Source organism: Streptomyces sp. NPDC057900 (assembly GCF_042887885.1).
Lineage (GTDB): Bacteria > Actinomycetota > Actinomycetes > Streptomycetales > Streptomycetaceae > Streptomyces.
On sequence record NZ_JBHVOI010000002.1, the window covers coordinates 1114024 to 1135794 of the forward strand.

Annotated in this window: 22 protein-coding genes; 15 read left to right on the top strand and 7 right to left on the bottom strand. The window is 70.8% G+C overall.

All coding sequences use genetic code 11. The features are described from left to right. Positions 1–10: 10 nt before the first annotated feature. The 3 genes from ACFVQ0_RS12350 to ACFVQ0_RS12360 all read left to right on the top strand — a co-directional run bounded on the left by ACFVQ0_RS12350 (position 11) and on the right by ACFVQ0_RS12360 (position 3514). Entirely contained in the window at positions 11–1405 is a 1395-nt protein-coding gene (locus tag ACFVQ0_RS12350) for a dipeptidase (RefSeq protein WP_390087092.1), read from the top strand. A gap of 44 nt (positions 1406–1449) precedes the next feature. Next, a complete protein-coding gene (gene nudC, locus ACFVQ0_RS12355; protein ID WP_311303367.1) occupies positions 1450–2394 on the top strand; it encodes an NAD(+) diphosphatase in 945 nt (314 codons plus the stop codon). Positions 2395–2680: 286 nt separating this feature from the next. Continuing rightward, positions 2681–3514, top strand: a complete 834-nt coding sequence (locus ACFVQ0_RS12360; RefSeq protein ID WP_390087793.1) for a bifunctional 5,10-methylenetetrahydrofolate dehydrogenase/5,10-methenyltetrahydrofolate cyclohydrolase — start codon at positions 2681–2683, stop codon at positions 3512–3514. Between the two features lie 44 nt (positions 3515–3558). Here the strand turns inward: ACFVQ0_RS12360 and ACFVQ0_RS12365 are convergent, their stop codons facing one another. Continuing rightward, positions 3559–4383: a phosphotransferase gene (locus ACFVQ0_RS12365; RefSeq protein WP_390087094.1), complete on the bottom strand. Its 825-nt coding sequence runs from the start codon at positions 4381–4383 to the stop codon at positions 3559–3561. Between the two features lie 151 nt (positions 4384–4534). Then, positions 4535–4777, bottom strand: coding sequence for a mycoredoxin (locus tag ACFVQ0_RS12370; RefSeq protein ID WP_024492713.1), 243 nt, complete (start codon positions 4775–4777; stop codon positions 4535–4537). 255 nt (positions 4778–5032) lie between these two features. Here ACFVQ0_RS12370 and ACFVQ0_RS12375 point away from each other — a divergent pair, with 255 nt between their 5' ends. The 4 genes from ACFVQ0_RS12375 to ACFVQ0_RS12390 all read left to right on the top strand — a co-directional run bounded on the left by ACFVQ0_RS12375 (position 5033) and on the right by ACFVQ0_RS12390 (position 8623). Next, a complete protein-coding gene (locus tag ACFVQ0_RS12375; protein WP_390087096.1) occupies positions 5033–7222 on the top strand; it encodes an ATP-dependent DNA helicase UvrD2 in 2190 nt (729 codons plus the stop codon). A gap of 167 nt (positions 7223–7389) precedes the next feature. After that, positions 7390–7725, top strand: a complete 336-nt coding sequence (locus ACFVQ0_RS12380; protein ID WP_390087098.1) for a hypothetical protein — start codon at positions 7390–7392, stop codon at positions 7723–7725. A 173-nt stretch (positions 7726–7898) separates the two neighbouring features. Beyond that, positions 7899–8267, top strand: a complete 369-nt coding sequence (locus tag ACFVQ0_RS12385; protein ID WP_311303362.1) for a WhiB family transcriptional regulator — start codon at positions 7899–7901, stop codon at positions 8265–8267. A 32-nt stretch (positions 8268–8299) separates the two neighbouring features. Then, entirely contained in the window at positions 8300–8623 is a 324-nt protein-coding gene (locus tag ACFVQ0_RS12390; RefSeq protein WP_390087794.1) for a hypothetical protein, read from the top strand. Positions 8624–8793: 170 nt separating this feature from the next. Here the strand turns inward: ACFVQ0_RS12390 and ACFVQ0_RS12395 are convergent, their stop codons facing one another. Together ACFVQ0_RS12395 and ACFVQ0_RS12400 are read right to left on the bottom strand one after the other, a co-directional pair. Then, positions 8794–10227, bottom strand: a complete 1434-nt coding sequence (locus ACFVQ0_RS12395; protein WP_390087100.1) for an ABC1 kinase family protein — start codon at positions 10225–10227, stop codon at positions 8794–8796. Positions 10228–10268: 41 nt separating this feature from the next. Next, positions 10269–11414, bottom strand: a complete 1146-nt coding sequence (locus tag ACFVQ0_RS12400) for a ThiF family adenylyltransferase (protein WP_390087102.1) — start codon at positions 11412–11414, stop codon at positions 10269–10271. 187 nt (positions 11415–11601) lie between these two features. Here ACFVQ0_RS12400 and ACFVQ0_RS12405 point away from each other — a divergent pair, with 187 nt between their 5' ends. The 4 genes from ACFVQ0_RS12405 to ACFVQ0_RS12420 all read left to right on the top strand — a co-directional run bounded on the left by ACFVQ0_RS12405 (position 11602) and on the right by ACFVQ0_RS12420 (position 15455). Further along, positions 11602–12225, top strand: coding sequence for a M48 family metallopeptidase (locus tag ACFVQ0_RS12405; protein ID WP_390087104.1), 624 nt, complete (start codon positions 11602–11604; stop codon positions 12223–12225). Between the two features lie 107 nt (positions 12226–12332). Continuing rightward, positions 12333–13988: a TerD family protein gene (locus ACFVQ0_RS12410; protein WP_390087106.1), complete on the top strand. Its 1656-nt coding sequence runs from the start codon at positions 12333–12335 to the stop codon at positions 13986–13988. Positions 13989–13999: 11 nt separating this feature from the next. After that, complete coding sequence (locus tag ACFVQ0_RS12415) at positions 14000–14680, top strand: AIM24 family protein (RefSeq protein ID WP_024492722.1); 681 nt, start codon at positions 14000–14002, stop codon at positions 14678–14680. A 19-nt stretch (positions 14681–14699) separates the two neighbouring features. Beyond that, positions 14700–15455, top strand: a complete 756-nt coding sequence (locus tag ACFVQ0_RS12420; protein ID WP_390087108.1) for an AIM24 family protein — start codon at positions 14700–14702, stop codon at positions 15453–15455. A 72-nt stretch (positions 15456–15527) separates the two neighbouring features. Here ACFVQ0_RS12420 and ACFVQ0_RS12425 read toward each other — a convergent pair whose 3' ends face one another. Both ACFVQ0_RS12425 and ACFVQ0_RS12430 read right to left on the bottom strand, forming a co-directional pair. Continuing rightward, positions 15528–16079 (bottom strand): NUDIX hydrolase, encoded by a 552-nt coding sequence (locus ACFVQ0_RS12425; RefSeq protein WP_390087110.1) that lies wholly within the window; start codon positions 16077–16079, stop codon positions 15528–15530. Then, positions 16076–17533, bottom strand: a complete 1458-nt coding sequence (locus ACFVQ0_RS12430) for a zinc-dependent metalloprotease (RefSeq protein ID WP_390087111.1) — start codon at positions 17531–17533, stop codon at positions 16076–16078. Before ACFVQ0_RS12430 ends, ACFVQ0_RS12425 begins: the two co-directional genes overlap by 4 nt. Positions 17534–17723: 190 nt before the next feature. On the opposite strand from ACFVQ0_RS12430, the gene ACFVQ0_RS12435 reads away from it, so the two are divergent. From ACFVQ0_RS12435 to ACFVQ0_RS12450, 4 genes are all read left to right on the top strand, one after another. Further along, the gene (locus tag ACFVQ0_RS12435) at positions 17724–18992 is read left to right on the top strand and encodes an SDR family oxidoreductase (RefSeq protein ID WP_390087112.1); all 1269 of its coding nucleotides are present in this window, start codon (positions 17724–17726) and stop codon (positions 18990–18992) included. 107 nt (positions 18993–19099) lie between these two features. Next, complete coding sequence (locus ACFVQ0_RS12440) at positions 19100–19561, top strand: molybdenum cofactor biosynthesis protein MoaE (protein WP_390087113.1); 462 nt, start codon at positions 19100–19102, stop codon at positions 19559–19561. A gap of 128 nt (positions 19562–19689) precedes the next feature. After that, positions 19690–19878, top strand: coding sequence for a hypothetical protein (locus ACFVQ0_RS12445; protein ID WP_073737049.1), 189 nt, complete (start codon positions 19690–19692; stop codon positions 19876–19878). A gap of 146 nt (positions 19879–20024) precedes the next feature. Further along, entirely contained in the window at positions 20025–21113 is a 1089-nt protein-coding gene (locus tag ACFVQ0_RS12450; RefSeq protein WP_390087114.1) for a PDZ domain-containing protein, read from the top strand. Positions 21114–21137: 24 nt separating this feature from the next. On the opposite strand, the gene ACFVQ0_RS12455 is transcribed toward ACFVQ0_RS12450, so the two are convergent. Continuing rightward, a complete protein-coding gene (locus ACFVQ0_RS12455) occupies positions 21138–21707 on the bottom strand; it encodes a PPA1309 family protein (protein ID WP_390087116.1) in 570 nt (189 codons plus the stop codon). Between the last annotated feature and the right edge of the window lie 64 nt (positions 21708–21771).

The window sequence follows — 21771 nt, forward strand, 5'->3', positions numbered from 1 at the left end:
GCTGAAGGTCATGAGCGACACCCCGGACAGCGCCGTCCGTACGTACACCGAGCAGCACCGCGCGGCCTTCCTCGACGACCTCGCGGAGTGGCTGCGCATTCCCTCCGTATCCGCGCAGCCGGAGCACGACGGGGACGTACGGCGCAGCGCGGAGTGGCTGTCCGCCAAGCTCAAGGAGACCGGCTTCCCGGTCACCGAGGTCTGGGAGACGGACGGCGCCCCCGCCGTCTACGCCGAGTGGCCGTCCGACGATCCCGACGCCCCCACGGTCCTGGTGTACGGACATCACGACGTGCAGCCCGCCGCCCGCGAGGACGGCTGGCACACAGAGCCGTTCGAGCCGGTGATCCGGGACGGCAGGATGTACGGGCGCGGCGCGGCGGACGACAAGGGCCAGGTGTTCTTCCACACGCTCGGCGTCCGGGCCCACCTCGCCACCACCGGCCGTACCAGCCCCGCCGTGCACCTCAAGCTGCTCGTCGAGGGCGAGGAGGAGTCGGGCTCCCCGCACTTCCGCGCGCTGGTCGAGCAGCGGGCGGACCGGCTCGCCGCGGACGCCGTGATCGTCTCCGACACCGGCATGTGGGACGAGACCACCCCGACCGTCTGCACCGGCATGCGCGGCCTGGCCGAGTGCGAGATCGAGCTGCGCGGCCCCGGCCAGGACATCCACTCCGGTTCGTTCGGCGGCGCGGTCCCCAACCCGGCGACCGAGATCGCCCGGCTCGTCGCGGCGCTCCACGACGCGGACGGACGGGTCGCGGTCCCCGGCTTCTACGACGGCGTGACCGAACTGACCGGCACCGAACGCGAACTCTTCGCCGCGCTCCCCTTCGACGAGGCCACCTGGCTGCGCACCGCCAGGTCGCAGGCCGCGTCCGGCGAGGCGGGCTACTCCACCCTGGAGCGCGTCTGGGCCCGCCCCACCGCCGAGGTCAACGGCATCGGCGGCGGATACCAGGGCGCCGGAAGCAAGACGATCATCCCGTCCTCCGCCCAGGTCAAGATCAGCTTCCGGCTGGTCGCGGGCCAGGAGCCCGACCGGATCCAGGAGGCCGTACGGGCCTGGGCAGAGGCCCGCGTCCCGGCCGGAATCGGCCACCGGATCACCTTCCTCCCCGCCACCCGCCCCTGCCTCACCCCGCTCGACCACCCCGCCCTGCAGGCCGTCGCCCGCGCCATGGGACGGGCCTTCGGCAAGAAGATCCTCTTCACCCGCGAAGGAGGCTCGGGACCCGCGGCGGACCTGCAGGACGTGCTCGGCGCCCCCGTCCTCTTCCTCGGCATCTCCGTACCGTCCGACGGCTGGCACGCGCCCAACGAGAAGGTCGAACTCGACCTGCTGCTCAAGGGCGTGGAGACCACCGCCCACCTCTGGAGCGAACTGGCGGCCGCACTCCGCTGAATCCTCTGAACACCCGATCCATCCCGGGGGAGTAGGAAGCACCTGTGAGCACCTTCGACAACGCCACCACCGACCGGCCCATCGGTCTGACCGCGCCCAGCGGCATCGACCGCGCCGCGCACCACCGCCTCGACGAGGCCTGGCTGGCCGCGGCGTGGAGCCACCCGACGACCCGGGTCTTCGTCGTGTCCGGCGGGCAGGTGCTGATCGACGACACCGACGACGGCACCGAAATCGTGATGACCCCCGCTTTCGAGGCGCCCGTCACCGAGACCCACCGCTACTTCCTCGGCACCGACGAGGACGGCGTCAGCTACTTCGCCCTGCAGAAGGACTCCCTGCCGGGCCGCATGGACCAGTCGGCCCGCCCCGCCGGGCTGCGCGAGGCCGGGCTGCTCCTCGGCGCCCGCGACGCCGGGCTGATGGTGCACGCGGTGGCACTGGAGAACTGGCAGCGGCTGCACCGCTTCTGCTCGCGCTGCGGCGAACGCACGGTCATCGCGGCGTCCGGACACATCCGCCGCTGCCAGGCCTGCGGCGCGGAGCACTACCCGCGCACCGACCCGGCCGTGATCATGCTCGTCACCGACGACCAGGACCGTGCCCTGCTGGGCCGCCAGGTCCACTGGCCGGAGGGCCGCTTCTCCACCCTGGCCGGGTTCGTCGAGCCGGGCGAATCGATCGAGCAGTCCGTGGCGCGCGAGGTGTTCGAGGAAGCGGGCATCACGGTGGGCGAGGTCGAGTACGTCGCCAGCCAGCCCTGGCCCTTCCCGTCCAGCCTGATGCTCGGTTTCATGGCACGGGCCACGACGTACGAGATCAACGTCGACGGCGAGGAGATCGAGGAGGCGCGCTGGTTCTCCCGCGAGGACCTGACGGCCGCCTTCGAGTCGGGCGAGATCCTGCCCCCGTTCGGCATCTCGATCGCGGCCCGGCTGATCGAGATCTGGTACGGGAAGCCCCTCCCGAGGCCGCGCAGCGCCGGCTGACACCGGAGCGAGGACGCGCGAGCGGGGAGTACGTCCGCACTCCCCGCTCGCGTCCGCACTCCCGAGTCCGGCCGCGCGCCCTCTACAGTGGGTGCGGGCCGTGACTGGCGCTGAGGTGGAGCACCACCGGGGAGCGGCCGCAGAGAACACCGGCAGTCCATGGGGCTGCCGGAGCCGTGCGCCTGGGCGACCGACCACGATCCCGCGATTCCCGCGGCCCGTCGGCCGACGCGATCGCCCCAGCGCCCAGGAGTACCACGTGAACCCGACCAGCACGGCTCAGCTGATGGACGGCACCGGCCTCGCCCGCCGGAGCGTCGAGGAGACCACCGCCGCGGCCGCGGAGATCCGGCTGCGCACCGGAACACCGCCCTGCCTGGCCACCGTCCTCGTCGGTGAGGACCCGTCGTCCGTGACGTACGTCAAGATGAAGCGCAACCGGTGCGCGCGTGCGGGCATCGAGTCCCGGCACGTGGCGCTCCCCGCCGACGCCACCACGGCGGATGTGGTCGCGGCGGTGACCGCGCTGTCGAACGACCCGGGAGTCCACGGCATCCTGTTGCAGCACCCGATGGGCCCGCACATCGACGAACGGGCCGCCTTCGAGGCGATCGCCCCGGAGAAGGACGTCGACGGGGTCACCATGCACTCCTTCGCGGCGATGGGTTTCGGCCTCCCCGGATTCGTCTCCTGCACCCCCGGCGGCATCATGCGGCTGCTCGACGCGTACGAGGTCGGCCTCGCGGGCAAGCACGCGGTGGTCGTGGGACGCAGCGCCATCCTGGGCAAGCCCGCCGGAATGCTCCTCCTCGGCCGCAACGCCACGGTGACGTACTGCCACTCGCACACCGCGGACCTCTCCTCGATTGTCCGGCAGGCGGAGGTCCTGGTGGTCGCGGTCGGCAGGCCGCGCTTCATCACCGGCGCGGACATCAGGCCCGGCGCGGTGGTGATCGACGCGGGCTACAACGAGGGCAACGTCGGTGACGTCGATTTCGAGACAGCGGCCGAGCGCGCGAGCCTGATCACCCCGGTCCCCGGCGGAGTCGGCCCGATGACCATCGCCGTCCTCCTCGAACAGACGGTGGCGGCGGCGTCCCGCCAGCTCGGCCTGGGCTGACCGCGTGCAGCGGCGCGTGAGAATCCCGAACGCGCCGCTGCACGTCAGTCGGTCAGAGCGGCCGTGAACGCTTCGCGCCGAACGGCCAGCCAGGCCCGCACGCGGTCCCAGCGCTCCCAACCGCCACGGTCGGCCAGTGCCTGGAGGTAGACAGGATCACCGTCGGCCACGCGGCGGGCGACGAAGCCGCGGCAGACCTCCGTGGCCTGTTCGACCACCCCCGGCAACGCGGCCCGCTCCGCCGCCGGGAGGCCGTAGCTGTCGGCGAGGATCCGCAGCCGAGCGCACACATCCGGCCCGCCGGGATACAGGTCGGCCGCGGACACCGGATCGAGCATGGGCACCCAGTAGCGGGCAGCCATCGCGAGGTCCCAGAGAGGGCGGCCCGGAGCCGACAGGTCGAAATCGATCAGGGCGGCGGCCCGGCCGTCGCGGAAGACCACGTTGTCCGGGCACACGTCGTTGTGGCACAGCATCGTCCCTCCCGCCGGGTCGGCGAGATCCTGCGGCCAGTCGACGTCCGCACCGGCCCCGGCGGCCTCGCTCGCCGTGTGCAGGCGGCGCAGCAGTCTCCCGACCGATTCGAGGGCGGTTGTCGTCAGGGCCCAGTCCGGGAACGGTGGCAGAGCCACCTCGCCAGGAAGGAAGGTGAGCTGCTCGCGGCCGTCGGCGGTGAGGCCGACGGGAGTCGGAGCCGCGTCGAAGCCGTGCTCCCTGAGCGCGCGGAGATGGGCGTGGAGGGCGGGGGCGTTGGGCGGGGCGGGCCGGTCCACCAGCTCACCCCGGCGGAAGACGGCGCCCGCGTTCGCCATGCCTCCGTGCAACGCCTCGCCGTCCGCCCCGCCGGCCGCCCCGCCCCTGGTCGTCATGCCGGTCACGCTACCTACGACCCGGCCTCGCGCGGGCGGATACGGGTGCGGGCGGGCGGATACGTGTGCGGGCGGATACGCGTGCGGGCGGATACGCGAAGACCCCCGGTCCGGCGGCGGGCCGGTCGGGGGTCGGGTGCGTCAAGGCCGGTCAGGCGCCGAGCGCCTGCTTCACCTGGGCCAGCGAGGGGTTCGTCAGCGTCGAACCGTCCGGGAAGAGAACGGTCGGGACCGTCTGGTTCCCGCCATTCGCCTTCTCGACGAAGGCCGCCGACTCCGGGTCGTGCTCGATGTTGATCTCGGTGTACGCGATGCCCTCGCGGTCCATCTGGCCCTTGAGCCGACGGCAGTATCCGCACCACGTGGTGCTGTACATCGTCACAGTGCCCGGCATGTCTTGGCGCTCCTCTGTCTCTTCGGTCGCGGCAATCCCGCCACATCCCGTCACGGTCTCGTCCGTCGTACCCAAGAGCCACGTCGCACCCACGAGCCGGGATGTGCGTTACCGCACGAATAGGGAACGTACGCAACCCGGCGGCCATTCCCGCACCGCCCCGTATCAGTACACCGCCCCGTATTAGTACGACGGATGCGTCACCCCTGTGGACAACTTCCGCGTTCGCCTCTTTCGACCTGGCAGCATGGCGGGGTGACATCAGCAACGCATTCCACCCTCTTCCCTCAGGTCCCCGACTCCGCCGACGCCGTCCTGGACGGGCTCGACCCCGAACAGCGCGAGGTCGCCACGGCCCTGCAGGGTCCGGTGTGCGTGCTGGCCGGAGCCGGTACGGGCAAGACGCGGGCCATCACGCACCGCATCGCCTACGGGGTGCGCGCCGGGATAGTCCAGCCGACGAGTGTGCTCGCCGTCACGTTCACCAACCGGGCCGCCGGCGAGATGCGGGGACGGCTGCGCCAGCTCGGGGCGGGCGGCGTGCAGGCGCGGACCTTCCACTCCGCGGCCCTGCGCCAGCTCCAGTACTTCTGGCCGAAAGCTGTCGGTGGCGATCTGCCCCGGCTGCTGGAGCGCAAGGTCCAGCTGGTGGCAGAGGCGGCCGCCCGCTGCAACATCCGGCTCGACCGCAACGAGCTGCGCGATGTCACGAGCGAGATCGAATGGGCCAAGGTCACCCAGACCGTGCCCGCCGACTACCCGGCCGTGGTCGCCAAGTCCCAGCGCGACGCCCCGCGCGATCCCGCCGAGATCTCGCAGGTCTACGCGATGTACGAGCAGCTGAAGCGGGACCGCACGGTCATCGACTTCGAGGATGTGCTGCTCCTGACCGTCGGCATCCTCCAGGACCGGCACGACATCGCAGACCACGTGCGCCGGCAGTACCAGCACTTCGTCGTCGACGAGTACCAGGACGTCAGCCCGCTCCAGCAGCGGCTGCTCGACCTCTGGCTGGGCGACCGGGACAACCTCTGCGTCGTGGGCGACGCCAGCCAGACGATCTACTCCTTCACCGGGGCCACCCCCGACCACCTGTTGAACTTCCGCACCCGCCACCCCGGGGCCACCGTCGTCAAGCTCGTCCGGGACTACCGCTCCACGCCGCAGGTGGTCCACCTGGCCAACGGCCTGCTCGGCCAGGCCCGGGGCAGGGCCGCCGAGCACCGGCTCGAACTGGTCTCGCAGCGCGAGCGCGGCCCGGAGCCCGCCTATACGGAGTACGCGGACGAGCCGGCGGAGGCCGAAGGCACCGCCCGCCGCATCCGCGACCTGATCGCGGCCGGTGTCCCGGCGGGCGAGATCGCCGTGCTCTACCGGGTCAACTCCCAGTCCGAGGTCTACGAACAGGCCCTGGCCGACGCGGGGGTGCCGTACCAGCTGCGGGGAGCGGAGCGGTTCTTCGAGCGCGCGGAGGTACGGGAAGCGGGCGTCGCCCTGCGCGGCGCGGCCAGAGCCGGGGGCAACGACTCCCTGCTGGACGATGCGCGGGGGCTGCCCGCGGAGGTCCGCGCGGTGCTGTCCACCAAGGGCTGGCGGAGCGAGCCGCCCGCCGGTTCCGGCGCGGTGCGCGACCGCTGGGAGTCCCTGGCCGCCCTGGTCAGGCTCGCGGAGGACTTCGAACGGGCCAGGCCCGGCGCGACCCTCTCCGATCTGGTCGCCGAGCTGGACGAGCGGGCCGTGGCCCAGCACGCCCCCACGGTCCAGGGAGTCACCCTGGCCTCGCTGCACTCGGCGAAGGGCCTGGAGTGGGACGCCGTGTTCCTGGTCGGACTGACCGAGGGCATGATGCCGATCACCTACGCGAAGACGGACGAGCAGATCGAGGAGGAGCGCCGGCTGCTGTACGTCGGCGTGACCCGGGCGCGCTTCCACCTCTCGCTGTCGTGGTCGCTGGCCCGTTCGCCCGGCGGCCGGTCCGGCCGCCGCCCGAGCCGCTTCCTGAACGGGCTGCGCCCGGGGTCCGCGGCACTGGGCTCCAGGAGCGCGGCGGGCGGTGGCGGCGGCATCGAGCGGCCGGTGGCGGCCCGGCGCAAGCGGCGCGGGCCCGCGCTCTGCCGGGTGTGCGGCAGAACGCTCACCGACGCCGGTGAGATGAAGCTGATGCGCTGTGACGACTGCCCGTCGGACATGGACGAGGCGCTGTACGAGCGGCTGCGCGACTGGCGCGCAATCCGGGCGCAGGAGATCAGCCAGCCCGCCTACTGCGTGTTCACCGACAAGACGCTGATGGCGATCGCGGAGGCCGTGCCCGCCAGCGAGGGCGAGTTGGCCGGGATCCCTGGGGTCGGCGCGCGGAAGCTGGGCCGGTTCGGCGGCGCGGTGCTGGACATCTGCGCAGGTGGGGACGGGGTGGAGCAGCCTGCGGAGGGCGACGAGGAGGTGTGAGAAAAACTCGTCGAAAAAATAGTTTGCGCCTGCCCCAGTAGTCACCATAGGTTCTTAACCACGGGAACAGCGACTTCTCTGAAGCCCTGATCCTGTGCTGTACTTATCCCGAATACGTAGGACCGGCTCGGTCGGTCCGCCCTAGACGCCGAGAGGAGGCGATTGTAGTGATCAGCACCATTGAGACCAAGAAAATGACCGATCTCTCGGTCGTCTCCGCCTGCTCGCTCGGCCTCGCCTGCTCTTCGACGTCTTCCCTGCGTGGCACCGGTATGTCCGGCATTTCCGCCGTCAGCCCGCTGTCCCTGGTGAGCCTTCCCGAGCGGGAGCGTAATGAGCGACCGACCCAGGCACCGACAGCAGCAGTAGCGAAGGGACAGGCCCAGGCCTATGCCTTTGCGGCCGTCGGTGCGGGAGCGGAAGCCGGAGTCACGAAGCAGACGACGCACCACCACTCGATGTGGGCCTTCCGTGGGCCTGAACCCTGGAGAGATCCAGCCTGATCGACGATCAGGCCGGCGCCTTCAGGGCCGCGGAACCCCACTCGGGATCCGCGGCCCTTTTGTTTTGTCCAAACGGACGAGACAGCACGAAGGAGCCTCGGGACAAGCAACACCTGGTACCAGCCGCCCCCCGGCCAACAGGCCGGAAACGACCAGACGAGGACACCACCACCGTGCAACTCGAAGCGCACGCCCCGTCCGTACCGCCTTCCGAAACGATCCCCCCGCCCGGCCTCACGGAGGACTCCACCTTGACCCCGCTCACTGCGCTCACCGCGCTCGACGACGCCATCGAGAACCTCGGCGTACCCGTCCCGTGCCGTTCCTACGACCCCGAGGTCTTCTTCGCCGAGTCCCCGGCGGACGTCGAGTACGCCAAGTCCCTCTGCGGCACCTGCCCGCTCGTCGAGGCCTGTCTCGCCGGCGCCAAAGAGCGTCGCGAGCCGTGGGGCGTCTGGGGTGGCGAGCTCTTCATCCAGGGCGTCGTCGTTGCTCGCAAGCGGCCGCGTGGCCGTCCGCGCAAGAACCCGGTCGCGGCGTGATCGCCGGCCTGGGGGTCACGGCCCCCAAACCCATGAAGCGCATCGGAACCATCGACCGCCCCCACACCCACGATCCCCGAAACCAGGAACCAATGACCATCCCCACGAGGGAGCCCGTCGGCTCCGCGACACCGGACGTCACCATCATCGGCGCGAACGACTCGCGTCAGAACAGGACCCGTGAGATGCAACTCATCCCAGAAGCCCTGGCTCGTGCTCATATGCACGACCGCCTGCGGGAAGCCGACGCGGAACGTCAGGCCGTACGCCTGGTCTCCGCGCGGCGGATGCAGCGCCGGGCCGAGCGCGCCTCGATGCGTGCCCGGCGTGCGCTCGCCATGGCGGTCATGCACTGATCCGAGCGGTCACACACTGATCGGAGCAGGGCAGAAGCAGTAAAGAAGCAGCACAGAACGCAGCACTGACATCACCACCCCTGCCTCGGGGCCGGTCCACGCGGACCGGCCCCGAGGCCGTTCTGCGTGGTGGGCGTGTCGACTCCGACCGGTGGGTGACCGGCCGCCCGCTACGTGGCGAGTTCCGACGGAGCGTCCCCGGAACACTCCTCCTCGGCCCACTCAGCTTCGGCCCGCTCCTCCTCTTCCCCCGGCAGGAACCCCGGCAGCCAGGATTCGAGCTCCTCGCGCAGCCGGACCGTCGCGCCGAGCTGGCACAGCACCCCTATCGTGCTCAACGTCACGCGATGTATGAGCAGATAGGAGGGCGGCAGATTCAGCTGCTTGCCCAACTGGTGGGCGGGAGAACGCGGATCCGCTATCCGGGCGGCCTGAGTGCGCATCCAGCCCCGGCTGAAGGCGAACTCCTCCACCAGCGCGGGTTCGATGATCGGCTGGAGGTAGTCGAGCACCGCGTCCGGGGCGAGGTCGACCGAATCCTTGACGAACCCCTCCTCGCGCAGCAGCTCGTACACCGCGTCCGCGTCGCCCTGGAGCGTCAGCCGCAACGAGTTCCCGATGGTCTGCGGCAGTCCGCCCGGCAGCCGGTCCACCGTCCCGAAGTCGAGGACCCCGAGCCGCCACCGATCGGCCCCGGTGTCCGCCGGGCCGGTCAGCTCGGCCGGGTCCGGGGGCAGCAGCCGGAAGTTGCCCGGGTGCGGGTCGGCGTGCAGCAGTCCGGTGCGCGCGGGGCCGGAGAAGAGGAACCGGGCCAGCAGCTGACCGGCCCGGTCCCGCTCCTCCGCGGTTCCGTCGGCGATGACATCGGCCAGCGGCACACCGTCGATCCACTCCGTGACCAGCACCTGATCGGACTGGTGGACAACGCCGGGGACCACGACATCGGGATCGTCCGCGAACTCCTCCGCGTGCTCCCGCTGCGACTGCGCCTCCTGCTCGTAGTCCAGCTCCTCCGACACCCGGTCACGCAGCTCCGTGATCAACGGCTTGATGTCCATGCCCGGAACCAGCGGGCCGAGCAGCCGGGCGAACCGGCTGAGCTGGGTCAGGTCCGAGAGCAGCGCCTCCCCGGCACCCGGGTACTGCACCTTCACCGCGACGTCGCGCCCGTCGTGCCATACCGCCCGGTGCACCTGCCCGATCGACGCGGCGGCCGACGGCTTGTCCTCGAAGCTCAGGAACAGCTCCCGCCAGTCCTCGCCGAGCCGCTCGGCCAGCACCGCGTGGACCGTGCTGTTCGGCATCGGAGGTGCGGCCTCCTGGAGTTTGGTGAGGGCCGCGCGGTAGGGGCCGGCGACCTCTTCCGGCAGTGCGGACTCGAAGACGGACAGCGCCTGCCCGAGCTTCATCGCCCCGCCCTTCAGCTCGCCCAGCACCTTGAAGAGCTGGTCGGCGGTGCGCTGTTGAACCTCCCGGGCGACAAGCTCCGCGGACTTCCCGCCGATGCGCTTGCCCAGCCCCCAGGTGGCGCGGCCCGCGAACCCCAAAGGCAGCGCGGCCAGCTTGGCGGTTCGGGTGACCGCCTTCCGGGGAAGATCAGACATATGCCCCTCCAAATCCCAGACTGCCGCGCTGCGTGCGGCGGCTACCCGGCCATTGTGTCGTGCGCCGTGCCGGCCCCGGAGGTGCGCACCCCCTCAGTGTGCCCACCCGCTCCACAGGAACAGTCGAGGTGCGCCCGGATCCGCTCCGACCGCCAGTCCAACAGCGGCAGTGCGGCTTCCCACCGGGCCCCGGTGCAGGCGGGCAGCTCCCCGTCGAGGAAGGCCAGGGCGTGGGCGGCGGCCAGACCCGCCACCGCGGTCGCCAGGCCCAGATCGCAGGCCTGCACGGCGGTGCGCCGGCCGGACTGCCACTGAGCCAGCATCCGGTGCCACTGCGGGTCCCGGTCGCGCCGGTGCAGATCGAGGCATCCCGCGCACGCCGTGCCGCCCGGCAGCACCAGGGGGCCGACGAATCCGGTGGCCTCGATCACCCCGGCGTACAGATGCGGTGTGCCGGAGGCGACCCATGGCTCGGCGGTGCGCGGATCGGGGACGTAGGCGGAGAGGCTCTCGCGAGGCGCCACCACGATCAGGGCCAGGCCCGGCCCGCCGTTCGCGGGCGGGCCCGACAGCTGGGCCGCCCGCGGCGCGGGAGAGGGAGCCGAGCGCCGGACCAGCTGTCTGGCTGAGGTGTCCCGGCGCTCTCCTGACGCCGAGGGCGGCAGGCCCCCCGGCGAGATGTCGCCGGGCTCGACGCTGCCGCCGTCCAGGACCTCGACGTGGCCCACCCCGGATCCGGAGAGCACCGCGGCGATGGCTGCACCGACCCGGCCCGCTCCTCTTACCTGGACGCGCATGGAGCGGCGGGCGGCCAGCCGGCGCATCCCGCCGCCGGGCTCGGGATGGACGATCGAGAGGGATGCCAGGTCGGGCCGGTGACGCTCCATGGCGTCCGCCCGTTTCCGTAACGCGTCGGTCTCCGGGCCGCCGGCCCGTACGTCGTCGATGAGTCCCGCGTCCAGCAATCGGGCCACGAGCGTGTCCACTTGGCTTTCGGTGAGCTCCAGCGACCTGGCCTCCTCGCGCAACAGCGGCATCCCGCGTGTTCCGTCGAGGAGCTCCATGAAACAGCCCGTCGCGATGTCCGTCGGGCCGACCTTCACCGCGTGTGCGGGTGTCACACCGAATTGGACGGTGCCGCTGCCGCGCCATGCGCGGCGCAGTGCGGGTTTCAACATCGGATGCACGGCTTCCCCCGGTCTGTGCGTCTGCGTGAGATCCATTGCCAGAATGCAGCGCGCCGCCGAAGCGGGTGAAAAGTTATCCACAGGCGGGGGGTATTAGTCGTTCAAATGGTGCACGCCGTGTGGCGGATCATGCGTGAACCGTTCGGGAGACGGGACTTCCCCCACCGGCAACGGGTAACGTCGTGCTGTGCCCGCCGACCCGTCACCCGGCCTCGCCGGGGAGACCCCCGCGCACAGCGCCGGAATCCAGCAGCGCAGCGCGGCAGACCACCCGCCCCGCGGCTCCACGACGAGCGCGGTCGAGGTCCGCCGGAGCTCCCGCCGCAGCAGAACGGTCTCCGCCTACCGGGAGGGCGACCGCACGATCGTGCTGATCCCCGCCCGGATGTCCGAGGCCGAGGAGCAGCGCTGGGTGGGCGTCATGCTCGACAAGCTGGCCGCCCAGGAGAGCAGGCGCGTTCCCGGTGACAGCGAGCTCGCCGAGCGGGCGGAGCGGCTGTCCGCGCAGTATTTCGACGGCCGGGCCAGACCTGTCTCGGTCCGGTGGGTGACCAACCAGAACACCCGGTGGGGGTCCTGCACCCCGGCCGAGGGCAGCATCCGCCTGTCGCACCGGCTTCAGGGCATGCCGGAGTACGTCGTCGACTATGTGCTCGTCCACGAGCTGGCCCATCTCCTGGTGCCCGGACACGGTCCGCGGTTCTGGCGGCTCCTGGACGCCTACCCCCGTACCGAGCGGGCGCGCGGCTATCTCGAAGGGGTGGTGGCGGCCGACCGGCTGCCGCATCTGCCCGCTGCCCGGGGCGAGTGACGTTCGGCGATTCTGTACCGGGTCTGTACCGGCTTGGTCCGGGGCGGGACTTTGCGGTTAGCCTGACGCGACGCATTCAGGATCCGGATGGGGGACGGTCGTTACGCATGGCCAGGGAATTCCAACGCGGCCACAAGGCCAAGATCAGCGATCTCACACCGGGGACGGACCTGTACGTAGGTGTGCAGATCGCCGGCCCGGGACTGACCTTTGACATCAGCTGCTTCGGCCTCGATGCCAATGAGCAGCTCTCCGACGACCGGTATTTCATCTTCTTCAACCAGCCGAAATCGCCCGAGGAGTCCATTCAGCTCCTGGGCGCCCAGGCCGGTGACACCGAGTCGTTCCGCGTGACTCTGGACCGCGTTCCGGCAAACATCCACAAACTGTCGTTCACCGCGACGCTGGACGGCGCCGGACAGATGGCGCAGGTCGGCCCCGGGTACATCCGGATCGTCGCGGGTGGCGAGGAAGTCGTCAGGTACGCCTTCACCGGCTCCGAGTTCACCACCGAGCGCGCGGTGATGCTGGGTGACTTCTACCTCAAGGACGTCTGGCGGTTCGCCGCCGTCGGCCAGGGCTTCGACGGCGGTCTTGAGGCGCTGCTGAAGAACTTCGGAGGCGAGGTCGCGGAAGAGGAGCCCGCGGCTCCGCAGCCGCAGTCCGCCGCCCCGTCGTTTGCCCCGCCCGCCCAAGCCGCGGCGCCCCCTCCAGCGTTCGGTGCCCCGGCCGCCCCACAAGCACCGCAGGCCCCACAACCACCACAGGCCCCGCAGCCCGCACCGTCCTTCGGCGCGCCGGCCGCGCCCACTCCGCAGCAGCAGATGCACGCCGCGCCCACCATCGTCGCACCGATGGCCCCGCAGGGCGGCAGCGTGCCTCCGCCGCCCCCACCGCCGCCCGCTCCGTACGGGCAGCAGCCGGGGCAGCCGCCCCAGCAAGCGCAGTTCGGGCAGGTGCCGGGACAGGCTCCCGCACCGTACGGCCAGCCGGCTCCCGCACCGTACGGCCAGCAGCCGCCCGCTCCGTACGGGCAGCAGCCTCCCGGCATGCAGGGCGGCATGCCACAGGGTGTGCCGACAGGGGCGCCGCAGACCGGGGCAGGGCTTCTGGCCGCGCTCCAGCCGTACAAGGAGACGGCCACCGGCCAGCGCTGGACCGCGCAGAACGGCAAGCTCATGCGGGTCGATCTCACCATGAGCGGCGGCTCACCGGTGCTGGCCCGGCAGGGCAGCATGGTGATGTACCAGGGCAAGGTCGACTTCAGTTACAAGGGAGCCGGTTTCGCCGGCCGGATCGTCGGCAACGCCACCGGCCAGGAAATGCAGCTGATGCGCTGTACCGGCCGGGGACAGGTCTTCCTCGCCGAGGACGGCGCCCATCTGCACGCCGTCGAACTCCAGGGCGACGGTATCTGTGTCTCCTCGGAGAACGTGCTCGCCTTCGACGAGTCGCTTCAGTACGAGGTCCGCAGGATCGAGGGCCACGGCATTCCCGGCGGCGCCCTGTTCACCATGCAGTTCCAGGGCACCGGCACCATCGTCATCAAGACCCACGGCACCCCCGTGGTTCTGCCGGTCACCCCGACCACCTTCGCCGACTGCAACGCCGTCGTGGCGTGGTCGTCGGCGTCCCAGGTGATCGTCTCCAGCCAGGTCCGGCTGCGCCGCAACGCCTACCCCGGACACAGCGGAGAGACCGTGAACCTCCAGTTCCGGGGCGCACCCGGCAACTTCATCGTCGTCCAGCCCTACGAGGTCTGAGGGAGCCCGTCATGAATCAGCAACTCGCGGGCTACGCCCCGACCCCCGTCACGGCCCGGATGGAGAACCACGGCCATTCGATGCTGAAGGTGGCCATGGCCACCGGCCAGGACCTGTACGCGCGCACCGGCTCGATGGTGGCGTACGAGGGCTTCATCCAGTACGAGCCCAACCCGCCCGCCGTCCGCCAGATGGCCTCGCAGTGGATCACCGGCGAGGGCACGCCCGTGATGAAGTGCTCCGGTGACGGGCTGCTCTACCTCGCTGACTACGGCGCGGACGTGGTCGTCATCAATCTCAACAACGATTCCCTCTCGGTCAACGGCACCAATCTCCTCGCCTTCGACGCCCATCTCACCTGGGGTGTCGAACGTGTCAAGGGCCTCGCCAAGTTCGCCGGGCAGGGTCTGTGGAACGTCTGTGTCTCGGGCACCGGATGGGTCGCCATCACCTCCCGCGGCACGCCGATCGTCGTCGACTGCGGTCGCGGCGAGGACGAGACGTACGTCGACCCGGACGCCCTGGTGGCGTGGTCCCCGAACCTCAAGGTGAAGGGCAAGCGCAGCTTCAAGGCCTCCTCGCTCATCGGGCGGGGCAGCGGAGAGGCGTTCCAGATGGCCTTCTCCGGCGAGGGGATCGTCGTCGTCCAGCCGAGCGAGGACAGTACCGACCGCCTGCGGGTCCGGAACTGACGGGGAGGGAGAACACACCATGCAGAGTCCGCTCTTCAGCTACACGGAACAGCCGTCCCAGGACCGGTACGCGGTCCAGAACCCGCAGCTCCTGCGGGTCTCGCTGACCGGCCACGACGACGTCCTCGCCCGCAAGGGCGCCATGGTCGCCTACCAGGGACTGATGGAGTTCGACGGCGAGTACCAGTCGCACGGACAGCGCCGGGCCCGCGCGAGCACCGGAGAGGGCCTCGACCTGATGCGGTGCTCGGGCCAGGGCACCGTCTACCTCGCCAACCTGGCGCAGTACGTGCACGTGGTGGATGTCGACCGCGACGGCATGACGGTGGACAGCGCCTACGTCCTGGCACTCGACTCGTCACTCCACACCGAGGTCATCGCGGTGGACAGCCAGTACGGCATCTCGGGCACCGGCAAGTACCAGCTCAACATCTCGGGCAGCGGCAAGGTCGCCCTGATGACCTCGGGCCAGCCCCTGATGATGCAGGTCACGCCCGACAAGTACGTCAACGCGGACGCGGACGCCGTCGTCGCCTGGTCAAGCTCGCTGCGCGTGCAGATGCAGGCCCAGACGCACTCCTCCGGCGTCATGCGCCGACGCGGCAACACCGGAGAGGGCTGGGAGCTCAGCTTCCTCGGACAGGGCTTCGCCCTGGTCCAGCCGAGCGAGGTGCTGCCGCCGCAGAGCGCCCAGATCGGCCAGGGGCTGGCCGCCCAGTACGGCATGGGCCAGCAGGGCGTCCACGCCCAGAACCAGAACAACGCCTGGAACTGAGCCGCGCCCGGTGCGACCGGTAAGGGGCGGCCTCCCTGGAGGCCGCCCCTTACCCGTGCTGCCGTGGCTCCGTTACCGGACGACGCCGTCCAGCGCTGCCCGCGTACGTTCCACCAGACGCACCACCGAGGAGTCGGCGACCTCGGAGACCTCGTCGTAGGTGAACCAGCGCAGGTCCAGCGATTCGTCACTGATCCGCTCCGTGGCGCCCGAGGGCGCCAGCGCCGCGTACTGGACGTCGAGGTGCCAGTTGCAGGGCGCCGGGATCGGGTGCCGGTCCAGGGTGACCGGGCCGCCCCCGAGCAGCGTCAGGCCGGCGATGCCGGACTCCTCCGCGGCCTCTCGTAGCGCCGCCCCGGCCAGCGAGGCGTCCCCGGGCTCGCAGTGACCGCCCATCTGCAGCCACATCCGCAGCTTCCGGTGCAGGGTGAGCAGCACCTTGCCGTGCTCCGGGTCCACGACCAGCGCGCTTGCCGTGAGGTGCCCGGCTCCGCAGGCCTTCCACATGCCGTCGGGGTGGAGCGACAGATGGTCCAGGTAGGCCAGGCGCAGCTCCTCCTGGACGCTGTCCGCACCGGTCCCGTAGTTCTTCAGTACGAGAACGGCGTCGTCGTGCAGGCTCACTTTTCGGTGTCGTCCTTGCCGTCGCCGGGGGTGTCGTCGCCGTCCGTGGCGCTGTCGTCCTTGCCATCAGTACCGGCGGCGGGCTTCTGCGGCCCGTTCGCGGCCTCGCCGAGCATCTTGTCCAGCTCGGAGAAGTCCAGCTGCTCGTGGTGCACGAAGCCGTCCGGATCGTCCAGGTCGTGGGCGGTCGGCAGCATGTCGGGGTGCTCCCACAGCGCGTCGCGTCCGTCGAGGCCCCGTGCGTCCGTGAGGGAGGCCCACAGCCGCGAGGCGTCACGCAGCCGCCTCGGACGCAGCTGGAGGCCGATCAGCGTGGCGAAGGTCTGCTCGGCGGGACCGCCGGAGGCGCGCCGCCTGCGCATCGTCTCGCGGAGCGCGTCCGCAGAGGTCAGCCGGGACTTCGCGGCCTCGTGCACCACCGCGTCCACCCAGCCCTCGACGAGCGCGAGGGCCGTCTCCAGCCGGGCCAGGGCGGCCTTCTGCTCCGGGGTGTCCTCCGGCTGGAACATGCCCTGCTGAAGGGCTTCCTGCAGCTGCTCGGGCTGCGACGGGTCGAACTGGCCGACCACGTCCTCCAGCTTGCTGGTGTCGACCTTGATGCCGCGCGCGTAGCCCTCCACGGCGCCGAACAGATGCGAGCGCAGCCACGGCACGTGGGCGAAGAGCCGCTGGTGAGCGGCTTCGCGCAGCGCCAGGTACAGCCGCACCTCGTCCTGCGGCACGCTCAGGTCCTTGCCGAACCGCTCGACGTTCAGCGGCAGCAGCGCGGCCTTGCCGGCCGGGCCCAGCGGCAGCCCGATGTCGGTCGAGCCGACCACCTCGCCGGCGAGCACCCCGACAGCCTGTCCGATCTGCTGGCCGAACATCGCGCCGCCCATCGACCGCATCATGCCGATCAGCGGGCCCGCCATCGCCTGCATCTCCTCCGGGAGCACATCGCCCATGGCGAGGCCGACACGCTCGGCCACCGGGTCGACGAGCTTCTGCCAGGCGGGGAGGGACGCCTCGACCCACTCCGCACGGCTCCACGCCACGGTGGAGACGGAGCCGGAGGGCAGGGACGTCACGCCGTCCAGCCAGAGGTCCGCCAGCCGTAGCGCCTCATCGACCGAGGCACGCTCGGACGGGCCGACGCTCGCGTCCTTCGTGCCGTCCGCGTTGCCCTGCGAGACGGTCTGGCGGGCGATCTGCTTGGCCATGTCCCAGTTCACGGGACCGCCCTCGTAGCTCAGCATCTGGCCGAGCTGCTGGAAGGCGGCGCCCAGGTCGTTCGGGTTCATCGAACCGAACATCGCGGCGAAGGGGTTGTCACCGCCCGCGCCGGGGCCGAAGCCGAGCGGGTTCGCCGGACCGCCCGAACCCTGCCCACCTCCGGTGGGGTCCTTCTTCTTGCCATGGTCGCCGTCGTCCGGCTCCTCCGGCGGAAGGCCGAATCCGAATGGGGTGTCACTCACGGGTTTCCTCGGCTCCTAGGGCCGCCGGAGGGAACCGACGGCGACTGCCCGACATCACCATCCAGCGTAGACACCAAGTCCGCTCAGGGCCTCAGTGCTCCGCCTGCTCCCGGCCTGCGGCAGGATGGACGCCACCTGGTACGTACGCGTCATTCGGGTACGTACTGAAGACAACCGCTGGAGACGCCCGGTGAGTTCCCCAGATCCGCAGGTTCGCGCAGCGCGAAACCTGGCCGACCCGCAGCCCGAAAACAAGTCGCGGAAGAAGTCGCAGAACGAGCCGCAGAACGACCCGCAGGACAAGCCGCAGGGCACGACCGAGAGCAGAACCGCCGAGAACCGGGCCACCGGCGCCACGGCCAAGATCAAGGCCGGGGACAAGGCCGTCGTGGGCCGTTCCAGGAGCCGAGGGCCCGTCGTGGCCATCACCGGAGCCGCCACCGGTGTCGGAGAGCTGCTCGCGGCCCGGCTCGCGGCCTCCGAGGAGATCAAGCAGGTCGTCGCCATCGACGAGCGCCGCGGAGAGGTCTCGGAGGCGACCTGGCACATCCTCGACGTCCGTGACCCGGCGATCGCGGAGAAGCTCCGGGGCGCCGACGTCGTGGTGCACCTGGCGCTCGACCTCGACCTGGAGACCGACCCCGCCGCCCGCACCGCGTACAACGTGCGCGGCACCCAGACCGTGCTGACCGCCGCCGCGGCCGTCGGCGTCCACCGGGTCGTGCTGTGCACCTCCGCGATGGTCTACGGCGCGCTGCCCGACAACGACATCCCGCTGGCGGAGGACGCCGAGCTGCGGGCCACCGCGGAGGCGACCGGCGTCGGGGACCTGCTGGAGATCGAACGGCTCGGTCGCCGCGCGCCCCGCGCCCACCCCGGGCTCCACGTCACGGTGGTGCGCCCCACGGTGCTCGTCGGCGGCACCGATACCGCGCTGACCCGTTACTTTGAGTCACCGCGCCTCCTGGTCGTCGCCGGATCGCATCCCACCTGGCAGTTCTGCCACGTGGACGATCTGGTCACGGCGCTGGAGTACGCCGCGCTGGAGAAGATCGACGGGGAGTTCGCGGTCGGCTGCGACGGCTGGCTCGAACAGGAGGAGGTCGAGGAGATCAGCGGCGTCCGCCGGATGGAGCTGCCGTCCGCCGTCGCGCTCGGCGCCGCCGCCAGGCTGCACCGGATCGGCCTCACCCCGTCCCCCGCGGGCGATCTCGCGTACACGATGCACCCCTGGGTGGTGAGCGTGAGCCGGCTGCACGACGCGGGCTGGCGCCCGAGCTGGACCAACGAGGAGGTGCTCGCCGCGCTCCTCGAAGAGGTGGAGGGACGGCACACCCTCGCCGGGCGCCGGCTCGGCCGCAAGGACGCCACCGCGGCCGGTGCCGCCGGTGCGACCGTTGCGCTGCTCGGTACCGCCGCCCTGGTGCGGCGCGCCCGCAAGGCGCGCCGCCGCATCTAGCGCGGCTCCCCGGCCCGCCCGTCTGTAGGAGGCTCCAAGGGTGACGGCCGCCGACCAGCGGATTGCGCTATTCCGTGACGCCGGAGCGGTACGGCACGATGGTCCGTATGGCACCTATGTATGACCACCCCGGCGAGCAGGCGGCACCGGACCCGATCCGGCTGCTGGAGATCCGCGACACGCCGCTGTCGCTGGACGAGGTCTTCCGTGCCGTCGGCGACGACGCCGCCGGCGGCACCGCGCTCTTCGTGGGCACCGTGCGCAACCACGACGGTGGCCAGGACGTGGGGGCCCTCGGCTACTCGTGCCACCCCTCGGCGCAGGACGAGATGCGCCGGGTGGCGCAGAAGGTGGCCGGTGACTTCCCGGTCCGTGCGCTCGCCGCCGTCCACCGGGTGGGTGAACTGGAGGTGGGAGATCTCGCCGTCGTCGTGGCGGTCTCCTGCCCGCACCGCGCGGAGGCCTTCGAGGCCTGCCGCAGGCTCATCGACGACCTCAAGCACGAGGTTCCGATCTGGAAGCACCAGCGCTTCTCGGACGGTACGGAGGAGTGGGTCGGCGCCTGCTGAGCGCAAACCCCGCCGGGTGGGCTTCCCCCCGATTTGCGTAACCGCACCCCTGCCGTGAGCGTTGGCTCTGCAGATGGTTAATCTGCTGATCGGTCAGTTGCGGTTGCTCATGAGGCAGGGAGGTCGTCATGGCAGCACTCGCCTGGTTGTTGATTCCGCTTTTCGCTGCGTTCGGTGCGGCGATATGGGGAAGCTGGGCCGCCCGTAATCGCACCACCGGCGATGTAACCGAGCTCGCCGGCTATGCCAGGTTCCGTGAGGCGATGGAGAAGTCGGACTCCGGTTCGGAACCGGTCGAGCAGATATCGAACGTCTGACGCCACGCCGAACGTACGCGGTCGCCAATCCGTGGAGCCGCCTCGTCCGCCGAGGCCCGCCGGCGCCATTTCTGTAGCCCCGCTCCGGACCTCGTACGGACCGGCCCCGGCGGTGGACATACAGACCCTTCCCGTACTGTCGTTCCATGCCACGCCGAACCGCGACGATGCTCGCCTCCACCCTGGTTCTGATCGCGTTGCTCTGCGCGGGTGTGGTGATCAAGGTGCCGTACTCGGAGATGTCCCCCGGGCCGACCGTGAACACGCTGGGTGAGGTCGACGGGGACCCCGTACTGCGGATCACCGGGCACAAGACGTACAAGACCTCCGGGCACCTCAACATGACGACGGTCAGGGTGACCGGCGCCGACTACAACATGAACCTCGTCGAGGCCGTCTACGGGTGGCTGGGCCACGACAGCCTGGTCGTACCGCACGACACGCTCTACCCGGACGGCAAGACCGAGCAGCAGTCGACGCAGGAGAACGCCGAGGAGTTCAGTCAGTCCCAGGAGAGCGCCAAGGTCGCGGCCCTCACCGAACTCGGCATCCCGGTCTCCTCGCGGGTCGTGGTCTCCACGGTCGTCAAGGACAGCCCGGCACAGGGCAAGCTGCACGCCGGCGACGTGATCAAGGCCGTCGACGGTACGGCGGTCAAGCAGCCGGAGGACGTCGCGAAGCTCGTCACCCGGCACAAGCCCGGCCAGGACGTCACCTTCACGGTCGTCCCGGCCAAGACCGCGGCGGCGGCCGAGAAGTCCGGCAAGGAGCCCGAGGGCACCGAGAAGATCACTCTCACCACCGCGAAGGCCCCCAAGGAGAACCGCGCGATCGTCGGCATCCAGGCGGGGACGGACCACACCTTCCCGTTCGACATCGACATCAAGCTCGCCGACGTGGGCGGCCCGAGCGCCGGTCTGATGTTCTCCCTCGGCATCATCGACAAGCTCACCCCGGGACAGCTGACGGGCGGAAAGTTCGTCGCGGGCACCGGGACGATCGACGACAAGGGCAAGGTCGGCCCCATCGGCGGCATCAACATGAAGCTGGTCGGCGCGCGCAACGCCGGCGCGCGCTACTTCCTGACCCCGGACGACAACTGCAAGTCGGCCGCCTCCGACACCCCCGACGGACTCACCCTGGTGCGGGTGAAGACGATCGACGACGCCAAGAAGTCGCTGGACAGGATCGGCTCGGGGGACACGGCCGGCCTGCCGAGCTGCTCGGCAGGCTGACCGGACCCCGCACCGGCCGGTCTGTCAGGACTCGAAGGTCGCGGCCAGTGCCTCGGCCAGCCCCGGCACCAGACCGGCGCCGGTCAGCACCTCGTTCGGGGAGTCCTTCTCCCGCAGCCGCACGGCCGACTCCCGGGCACCGTCCCGCAGGACGGCCACGGTCATCCGCACCTCCTGGCGGTCGGGGTGCTTGGCGACCCACTCGGTCAGCTGGGCGTCGTCGAGACCTTCGGGGACGGAGGCCTCCGCGGACGGCGGCAGCATCAGCCGCTCCACCGTCATCGCGCACCCGACCACCGCGTCCGGCCAGGCGATCGTGGCGAGGAACTCGTCCAGCGCGGTACCCGCGGGAAGCTCCTCCTGCTCAATAGGTGTGAGTGCGGCGGCCTTCGAGCCGTCGCCGTCGAGGCCCAGCTGGGCGGCGAGGCCGGGCTCCTGGACCCGCAGCCGGGCGGTGTCGACGAGCGCGAAGAGGCGGGCCGGCTGATCCCAGCCGAGACCGGAGATGTATTCGTCGATTTCGAGCACCGCGACAGTGAGCGGGCTCGCGGCCATCGGAGGGCCTGAGGGGGAAACTTTGGACATGGACAACATCCTGCCTCCTTCCGCCCCGGGAACGGGAACTAGGTAAAGCCTCAGTAAGTTGCATAGGTGGGCT

Coding starts and splice junctions, on each gene's coding strand:
- ACFVQ0_RS12395 (WP_390087100.1), bottom strand. CDS start 10,227: ATGTCTGATCTTCCCCGGAAGGCGGTCACCCGAACCGCCAAGCTGGCC.
- ACFVQ0_RS12370 (WP_024492713.1), bottom strand. CDS start 4,777: ATGCCGGGCACTGTGACGATGTACAGCACCACGTGGTGCGGATACTGC.
- ACFVQ0_RS12410 (WP_390087106.1), top strand. CDS start 12,333: ATGGCCAGGGAATTCCAACGCGGCCACAAGGCCAAGATCAGCGATCTC.
- ACFVQ0_RS12415 (WP_024492722.1), top strand. CDS start 14,000: ATGAATCAGCAACTCGCGGGCTACGCCCCGACCCCCGTCACGGCCCGG.
- ACFVQ0_RS12450 (WP_390087114.1), top strand. CDS start 20,025: ATGCCACGCCGAACCGCGACGATGCTCGCCTCCACCCTGGTTCTGATC.
- ACFVQ0_RS12360 (WP_390087793.1), top strand. CDS start 2,681: ATGGACGGCACCGGCCTCGCCCGCCGGAGCGTCGAGGAGACCACCGCC.
- ACFVQ0_RS12390 (WP_390087794.1), top strand. CDS start 8,300: ATGAAGCGCATCGGAACCATCGACCGCCCCCACACCCACGATCCCCGA.
- ACFVQ0_RS12440 (WP_390087113.1), top strand. CDS start 19,100: ATGGCACCTATGTATGACCACCCCGGCGAGCAGGCGGCACCGGACCCG.
- ACFVQ0_RS12350 (WP_390087092.1), top strand. CDS start 11: ATGAGCGACACCCCGGACAGCGCCGTCCGTACGTACACCGAGCAGCAC.
- ACFVQ0_RS12420 (WP_390087108.1), top strand. CDS start 14,700: ATGCAGAGTCCGCTCTTCAGCTACACGGAACAGCCGTCCCAGGACCGG.
- ACFVQ0_RS12445 (WP_073737049.1), top strand. CDS start 19,690: ATGGCAGCACTCGCCTGGTTGTTGATTCCGCTTTTCGCTGCGTTCGGT.
- ACFVQ0_RS12365 (WP_390087094.1), bottom strand. CDS start 4,383: ATGACGACCAGGGGCGGGGCGGCCGGCGGGGCGGACGGCGAGGCGTTG.
- ACFVQ0_RS12455 (WP_390087116.1), bottom strand. CDS start 21,707: ATGTTGTCCATGTCCAAAGTTTCCCCCTCAGGCCCTCCGATGGCCGCG.